This is a genomic window from Candidatus Cloacimonadaceae bacterium (assembly GCA_030693415.1).
Classification (GTDB): Bacteria; Cloacimonadota; Cloacimonadia; order Cloacimonadales; family Cloacimonadaceae; genus JAUYAR01.
Window position 1 is genome coordinate 25,805 of the sequence record JAUYAR010000053.1, and the last position, 8,189, is coordinate 33,993.

Below are 8,189 nucleotides of genomic sequence, written 5' to 3' on the forward strand. Positions count from 1 at the left end.
TACTTGCTCCTGTTTGCTATGCTTTTCTTACTGAAAGTCCAGCATAATAATGCTGCCGCTATTGTCAATAAAAAAGGTGTGCCCGTTTTCATCCCGCTTCTCTTTGCCTGATGAATGCGCCGATGATGGTGGTGAGCTTCATTCCCGCCAAGCCCGCGTGATGCCTGATTTCTTCTTGCGAATGTGCCAGATCGTGAAAGAGATTGCTATAGTTTGTTACGATCGAAAAACCTAACACTTTCATGCCGGAGTGACGTGCCACGATGACTTCCGGGACAGTGGACATGCCTACAAGGTCAGCTCCCCAAGCCGCGAAACAAGCGCATTCGGCTTTGGTTTCAAGGCTGGGACCGCTCACCGCGATATAGACGCCTCTCTGGATTTTTATATCATATTTGAGGGCTATATTAGCGCAGATATCGAGCCATTCCGGATCGTAGGGATTGTTCATCGAGGGAAAGCGCTCTCCGAGTTCTTCGTCGTTGATTCCGATCAGAGGATTCGTGCCCATAAAGTTGATGTGGTCTTCGATCTGCACGATCGCTCCGGGTTCAAGCTCTTCCCTGAGACTGCCGGAGGCGTTGGTCACGATCAGGTTTTTAATTCCCAGCGCTGCCATAACCCGCACGGGGAATACGACTTGCTGCATCGTATATCCCTCATAGAAGTGGAGTCTGCCTTGCAGAATCAGGATCGGGATTCCGTTTAGTGTTCCCATTATCATGTTGCCCAGATGGGATGGCGCGGTGCTGTTCACAAAACCGGGAATCTCATCATAGGGAATGCTGAATTGAATTTCAACGCTATCCGCCAGGTCGCTGAGCCCGGTGCCGAGAATGATCGCGGTCTCCGGAATCATCGGAAGCCGGTCTTTCAACCAAAGTGCCGTCTGTTTGCTATCCATCAATTTTCCCTACTTCTGAGTGTTTTGAGTATCTCTGTGCTGCTCGATCTTGGGATTGATCTCATCTTTGATCTGTCGAAACTCCGTATCCAGCAAGTTCTCCGATTCCTTGGTAAGGAGGGGGTCTTTGCTGATGCGTTCCATAAAGGTCTGGAGCTCGGATTTGAATTGCATCAGGAACTGACGTTTCTGTTCCTTGATGTGAATATATTGATGTTCGAGGGCGCCGAGATATTGTTTTGCTTCTTGGATGGCGCGTTTGGCTTTCAGTTCGGCTTCGTGGATGATGTTTTCGGCTTCCTTACGTGCATTGGCGATGATGTCCGCTTTGGTCTTTTCGGCAAAAACGAGGGTGCGGCTGATCAGTTCTTCGCGGCGTCTGAGGTCTTCCACCGCGCTGCTTGCCTGGACTGCTTCCTGTTTCACTTCATACTGCATCTGCTCGCGGCGCTGGATATCTTTTTCCTGTCTGCGCTGATGTTCTTCAATCTCGCCGGCGATCTGTTCCAGAAAGGCGCGCACTTCTTTTTTGCTAAAGCCGAACATGGAGCCGGAAAACTCCTGGTGTCTGATGTCTATCGGAGATAGGGGCATTGATCCTCCAAACTAGATTAGAGACAATAGCATCCTGGCTATTATTCTCAGGATAAAATAAGCAATTATCGGTGATAAATCCAATCCCATGGACGGTATGATCCGTCGGATCGGTCCGAGGATCGGTTCCGTGATACTATAGAGAAAATGAAAGAACCGGTTGTTTGGATCCTGGATGATCCAGCTCATCAGCACCCGCGCCAGGATCAAATAACTGTAGATCTGGGTGAGTCTGACCAGAAAAGTAACGGTGAGTTCGAAAGGAGTGAGCATCATAACCTTAGTCCAAAACCTCATGGCAATTTCGGCATCGGGCTTCATAGGCTTCGGTGCTGCCCACCAGGATCTGTTCGTCCTTATGTACTGTGCGTTGGGTGCGGTTGGCGGGATTTCCGCAGTTGAGGCAGATCGCCAGGTTCTTGGTCACATATTCCGCCACGGCAAGGAGCTGGGGCATGCTGGCAAAGGGGTTGCCCTTGTAATCCTGATCCAGACCGGCGACGATCACCCTCAAGCCTCTATCCGCAAGGTCGTTGCAGATGCCGACAATAGATTCGTCAAAGAACTGAGCTTCGTCGATGGCAACGATTCGCACGTCGTCCGTTAGATATTGATAGATCTCGCTGGGATTGTTGATCGGGATCGAAGGCGCCTGCATCTGCGAATGGGAAACGATGTTGTTGGCGTCATAGCGATCGTCCATAGCGGGTTTGAACACCATCAGAGGTTGCCTCGCATATTCGGCGCGGCGGATGCGACGGATCAATTCCTCCGTCTTGCCGCTGAACATGCTGCCGCAAATCACTTCTATCCATCCCGTTTTCTGGTTTATAATATTCACTGAATCTCCTTAGCGAGCCAATTTTAGGAAATGACCAAGCTTGGCAGTGCCGCTTTTTTGTCAATCACTATCGTGAAAATCCGCTACGATCTCATCTGCAGCCAGAAGTGATGAGCGATGATACCGGTCGCGACGGCAGCGTTGAGAGATTCCATCCCATCTTTCATGGGGATGTAAATACTGTCCGCGGCAAGCTCTTTGATTTCCATGGACAGACCATGCGCCTCCGAACCGACAGCAATGATCAACGGCTTGTCCCGTGGCAGTTTGTAATCCTGCAAAGCTGTTTTGCCATTCATATCGGCATAGATCAAAGCCGCGTAAAAGGAGGGTATCTCATCATGAGATTTGATCGCCCAGGGTATTTGAAACACTGCTCCCAGAGAGGCGCGGATCGTTTTGGGAGACATGACTTCGCAGCAATCTGGAGAAAGCAAGATGCCATCGATCCCAAACGCGGAAGCGATGCGAAAGATCGTGCCCATGTTGCCCGGATCGCCGATGCCGTCAAGATAGAAAGCTACGCGGAAATCGAACTTGCGCATTGTGGGAAACGCATATAGAGCCGCAATCTTCTGCGGATGCTGAGTGTCGCACAGGCGGTCAAGGTCGCTCTGTTTCAGTAAATACGCCGGAACATTCAAGTCAGGCAGAGCTTTGGCATCCGATGCATAGATCTCCAGGGGCTTGAGTCCCATTCCGATCAGATGTTCGATCGCGCGGTTGCCTTCCACGACCACTTTTTGTTCCGCCTCGCGATATTTCTTTTGGGTCAGCTTCACCAGTTCCTTGAGACGGTTTTTGCTCAATTCAGGGATGTCCATTTACCGATTCTCCAATGCTCTATTTTTTCAACTATCTACAAAGTTATCCACAAAAGCAGTGGATAATCCACAATTTGTAATCTTATGCGGTTCACCATCTTACATGTCTGTATTTTTTTTTCCACAAAGTTATCCACATGTTATGCACAATTCTCGCAAAGCACGTATTTCTACAGGATTGTGAATATTTGCCGCCTGATCCGTTTCCCGATTTTGATTTCGAGAACATAGCGTCCGGCACTTATTATTTCAAAACCGGGCAGCAGAATGAGCGGTTGTATCCCCTCGCCCGGTCGTGCTTGTCCCAGATCATTTTCCAGCACCCTGCGCCCGCGGATGTTGTAGATCCGCAGTCTGATGTTTCCCGAAACTTCATCAGGAACAAACCACCTGAGAGAAGCCATGTTTCTGCTGCTGATGGGGTTGGGCGCAACAAGGATGTCAAAACCCGGCGCCGAATATTGATAATTAGATGTTGCGTAGTCCGATACGTTGCCGCTGGTATCGATCGCGCGGATTCTGAAAATGCCGGCTTGTCTGATCGGCACAAAAACACTGAAAACCAATTCCTCAACGGATGGATAAAAAAGATAGCTCTGAACATCCCCTCCCTGCTCCAGTCGGACTTCATAGTAAAGCGAATCCGGATCGGGAGACTGCCTGATCCGCATTTGCAGAGTGCCCAGAACGGTGCTCTGAGAAAGAATGACAGGCGTCCGTGGAGCAGTTGCGTCATCGCCATAGGCTCTGTTCAACAAAGCCAGCCAGCGCGTACCGGCAAACTTCAGCTTGTGATAATGACTCCACCAGCCATCGAAGTATTGCCTGTGCCAGGGAAACCAAATCGCCGCCGTGCCGATATTGGCATGCGGAATCCCGATGCTTCCGCTTTCCGCAACGCAATTTGCCCATATATGATACAAAGTCATGGCATCCTGCGCCAACAGAGGGTCTGTGGCTTGCCCAGCAGTCCGAAATAACCACTCCGCTACATCCACATCGTTGTAGCCGGTATTCATTTCCCAGCATAGGTTTCGATACTTGAGCAGTTCCGGAGACCGGTCTTTAAATCGCATGGAAAAACTCTTGAAAGCGCTCAGAAACTCCGCCAACGGCGCTGTCTCGATGCTTGAACAGGTGACCCGATGATTGATACTGTTTGGATTTTGAACGCCACCAATGTCGTATGAAGCCAGATATTCATTCGGAATACTTTCCACGATCTCCCGAATGCTTGAGGAAACGTGAAACAACGGTATCATCGTCTGATAGGGAAAGCCCTGCACGGGAACGAGTTCCGCGGACGCGATCACATAATCCGCTTTATCTTTGACCTCCGCGAGAACCTCAAGGCTTTGCATACTGCAGGCGTCAAAAAGCAAAATATCCAGCTTTGGCATACCGGAAAATGCGCTGTCCAAATCCCCGTTCGCAACGCTCATCAGAGCCTCTGCGTCGTCATCGGTACAGATCCATTTCGTGTTGTCATTCTTGAACCAACTATCGGCATGAGACCAGATCACGAGCATCTTCCGCCTCGAGGGATATTGTGAAAAACCCCAGCGGATAAACTCTTTCAGGACAAGCGGATCTGCGCTGTTGACTGTTCCAAGATTTCCTAACACGGGAGAAGTGATCTGAGGAGAAGAATCCTGTTGAATTCTGTATCTTCGCGTGCCCGGCAGAGCGCTGAAAGCAGAAAAATCCGCCTGCACGATGAGATTGAGATTGGACGAAATGGGGACTGATTCCATGTCGTTGATATCCTGCATCCCGTTTTGCCACAGATTGTTATCCGCTGCCATATAGATCAGCACCGTCCAGGTCTCGGCTGCAAGTCCTGCTACTAAAAACAGCATCCAAATCAGCAGGGGGATCAATGAACGCGCTCGCATCCGTCCAATCAACCGAAAACGCCGACGGTTGCCGGCGTTCCCTCATTGATAGTAATAATTTGCGCCAATACTAAGGCTCGAAGCGGATCTAACCTTTCCACTTTTTCACCTTTCCACATTTCCACTTTAATAGGGGTATTCCTTCGCTTCTTCCAATCCGCTGAGGACGCGCACTGCGCCCATACAGAGGGCTTCCATTTCCTTTTCCCCGGGAAAGAGATGCAGGGGGGCAATGAATTCCGTGCGTTTGCGAATCTCATCAACGACGAGCTTGTTATAGACCAATCCGCCGCTGAGGAAGATGGCATCGACCTTGCCGCAAAGCACTGTGGCGCAGGATCCTATCTCCTTGGCGACTTGATAGCACATCGCGTCCTGAATCTCCCTGGCTCGCCCGTCACCTGCTTCGATGCGTTTATTGATCTCGATGCCGCTGTCCGTGCCAAGATATGCCATCAGTCCGGCGGTTTTGGAAAGATAGGAGCTGAGTTCTTTTTTACTATATTTTCCGGAATATGCCAGATCGAGCAGATCTCCGATAGGCAATGCGCCCGCGCGTTGCGGAGAAAAGGGTCCCATACCCAAAAGCGCGTTATTGACATCCACCGCTCTGCCGGCGCGAATGGCGGCAACGGAGATCCCACCCCCCATGTGGACGCCAATCAAATTGACGGATTCGATGTCCTTGCCCATTTGCTTTGCCAAAAGACGCGAAATATAGCGGATGTTCAAAGCGTGAAAAAGTGATTTTCTTTCGATCTCCGGGATGCCGGAAATCCTGGCGATGTCGTCAAATTCATCCACCACGACGGGATCGACGATGAAGCTTGGAATATTCAGGTCTTTGGCGATGGCGTCGGCGATAAAGGAGCCCAGATTGGATGCATGAATTCTGCCCCAAAGAGTTGGATCCTTCAGGTCGCGAAGCATCTTGTCGCAGATTTTCCATGTGCCTCCACTGACGGCGCGAACCAAACCTCCGCGTCCCACCGTGGCATGCAGCGAATCCGGGCGGACATTGTTTTCCGCCATTGCCTCAAGGACTAGGTTCTTGCGGAATTCATATTGCTCAATGATGCCGCCATATTTATCCAAATCGACTGGATCGTGCGCCAAGTTTTTTTCAAATAGCGGCATGCTGTCCTCATAAACAGCAATCTTTGTGGACGTGGAACCGGGATTGATAGCGAGTACTCGATAGGACATAAATCCTCCCTCTATATGTTTTTATATTTTTTCTCCATGCTCTGTGAATGCCGCTTTATTGTCAAATGGAAAGTTGCGACAATCAGATTTTTAAAGCGGATTGCTTGAAATCCGGTGGAATTGTTGTTGTGGTTATGGTGTTTTCTTGATGCATTTCCGCCACAATATCATCATGGATAGGTCGTGGAAAGGTGGAAAGGTGGAAGGGTGAAAAGGTGAATCCCTTTGCATTACGGAATCAATACGGACTCATTACGGACTAAGTCCGTATTGACTCCGTAATGCTCACGGGCAAGGACGCGAATTGAACGGTTAAGAGTTTGAAATTAAAAGCAGTTGGATGATAATGGCCGGTTTCCGGAGTTGACGCTGTAGGTGTTTGTGCCGCCCCTGATGGAACTGCCGCACCGGAACCGACGGGGACGTCGGTAAATCCATATTCCGCTCACCCATTCACCTGTTCACCGACAATCATCTCATATCTCATCTCTGGCATCATTTTGTGGACAATTTGCATTGACACAATTTCATATTGGATTATACTGACACCTGTAATCAATTTGCCAGATGAGAGGTACCCATGGATAAGTCAAAAGTGACCCCCAAATTTGAGGATAGTCCGCCGATAACAATCAAGTATATCTTCAAAGACGATTATAATCCTATATATGCCAATGGAGCCTATCCCAAGTTTCGCACGAAATTGGTCAAATTTGCAATTTTGTGCTCGTAAGTCATTGATAAATAGACAGCGCGCTTCCCAAAAAAAGCAAAAAATAACCAAAACGGCAACCATAATAAATCTTGACATATATTTGGCTCTCAATAACCTGACGTCATGTTTTTAAGAAAGAAAGTTTCAACGAACCCAAGTAACGGTAATGTATATACTTACTACCAGTTAGTCGAGTCTAGAAAGATCGAGAAAGGATCGCGCAGTTTTGTCATATTGTATTTAGGCTCTCTGGATATCAGCAGAGATGAGCAGAAGATTATCAGTTCGTTATTGAATCATCGCATTGCCGGTCTTGGCAGAGTAGCCAGATTTTCGGATAAGATAGAAGAGCTTGCAGAGCAGATTTATCTCAAGTACATGCGCACCGTTAGTGAGAAGCAGGAAGATGAGCCTGAGCAATCGGCACTTGGGAGGATTTGTTTTACTCGGGAGAGCGTGGAAATGGGTCAGTATCGCAGTGTAGGAGCAGAGCTTATCGGGATGCACTATTGGAAATCTCTCAAGTTTGACCAGATATTGGAAGAGTGTTCATTTACCAAGAGGGATAGAGAGCTTGCCCGGGCAGTTATACTCGGGCGCTTGATTTCTCCTGGCAGTGAGCGTCATACCTTAGGCTGGTTTCATCGGCAAAGCTGTCTGTTTGAGTTTAGCAGAGCGCTACAGAATGGAGTAAGGAAGGATTCATTTTACCGTGTCTGTGATCGGCTTCATGCAAACAAGGACAGAATAGAGGCGAAGGTCAGGGAGAATTTGAAGCTATTTTATGGCTTGGTGGATCGGGTATATTTGTATGATTTGACCAATACTTACTTTGAGGGTAGCATGCTCAAAGCGGAGCTTTGTAAGCGCGGCAAGAGCAAAGAAAAGCGGAGTGACTGTCCGCTTGTAACCTTGGCGCTTGTCGTTGACCAAGACGGATTTCCTGTTTACAGTAAGATATATCGGGGCAACCAGTCAGAACCTGAAACCTTGAAGCATGTCATCAGCGAGATTTACGATTTTAAGGACGACGTGGTATCCAAAACGATTAAACCGTCGATAGTAATGGATAGAGGCATCGCCACGAAGGAAAACATTGCCTACTTACGTAAGCTGGGATGTTCTTATTTTGTCATAGAGCGGCGCAACCAAGTGGATGATTACCGTGACGAGTTTGATGATATCGAGTCATTTGAGCTGCATGAAAGTC

General features: G+C 48.7%; 9 protein-coding genes. 2 read left to right on the forward strand and 7 right to left on the reverse strand.

Going from position 1 to position 8,189, the window contains the following annotated elements; translation table 11 throughout:
* Window positions 1-88 precede the first annotated feature (88 nt).
* The 7 genes from Q8M98_03570 to buk form a co-directional block, all read right to left on the reverse strand.
* Window positions 89-904 carry a purine-nucleoside phosphorylase gene (locus Q8M98_03570; protein ID MDP3113835.1) on the reverse strand — a complete coding sequence of 272 codons (816 nt, stop codon included), beginning with the start codon at window positions 902-904 and terminating at the stop codon, window positions 89-91.
* A 9-nt stretch (window positions 905-913) separates the two neighbouring features.
* Window positions 914-1,498 (reverse strand): DivIVA domain-containing protein, encoded by a 585-nt coding sequence (locus tag Q8M98_03575; protein MDP3113836.1) that lies wholly within the window; start codon window positions 1,496-1,498, stop codon window positions 914-916.
* Between the two features lie 12 nt (window positions 1,499-1,510).
* Entirely contained in the window at window positions 1,511-1,774 is a 264-nt protein-coding gene (locus Q8M98_03580; GenBank protein MDP3113837.1) for a YggT family protein, read from the reverse strand.
* A 4-nt stretch (window positions 1,775-1,778) separates the two neighbouring features.
* Complete coding sequence (locus Q8M98_03585) at window positions 1,779-2,339, reverse strand: thymidine kinase (GenBank protein MDP3113838.1); 561 nt, start codon at window positions 2,337-2,339, stop codon at window positions 1,779-1,781.
* Window positions 2,340-2,422: 83 nt separating this feature from the next.
* The gene (locus Q8M98_03590) at window positions 2,423-3,163 is read right to left on the reverse strand and encodes an RNA methyltransferase (protein MDP3113839.1); all 741 of its coding nucleotides are present in this window, start codon (window positions 3,161-3,163) and stop codon (window positions 2,423-2,425) included.
* Between the two features lie 170 nt (window positions 3,164-3,333).
* Entirely contained in the window at window positions 3,334-5,043 is a 1,710-nt protein-coding gene (locus tag Q8M98_03595; GenBank protein MDP3113840.1) for a clostripain-related cysteine peptidase, read from the reverse strand.
* Window positions 5,044-5,184: 141 nt separating this feature from the next.
* On the reverse strand, window positions 5,185-6,264 hold the full coding sequence (gene buk, locus Q8M98_03600; GenBank protein ID MDP3113841.1) for a butyrate kinase: 1,080 nt from the start codon (window positions 6,262-6,264) through the stop codon (window positions 5,185-5,187).
* A 580-nt stretch (window positions 6,265-6,844) separates the two neighbouring features.
* Between buk and Q8M98_03605 the strand changes: the two genes are divergently transcribed.
* Both Q8M98_03605 and Q8M98_03610 read left to right on the forward strand, forming a co-directional pair.
* A complete protein-coding gene (locus tag Q8M98_03605; GenBank protein ID MDP3113842.1) occupies window positions 6,845-6,997 on the forward strand; it encodes a hypothetical protein in 153 nt (50 codons plus the stop codon).
* Between the two features lie 105 nt (window positions 6,998-7,102).
* Window positions 7,103-8,189, forward strand: a 1,087-nt coding sequence (locus Q8M98_03610; protein ID MDP3113843.1) for an IS1634 family transposase, incomplete at its 3' end; no start/stop codon positions are given.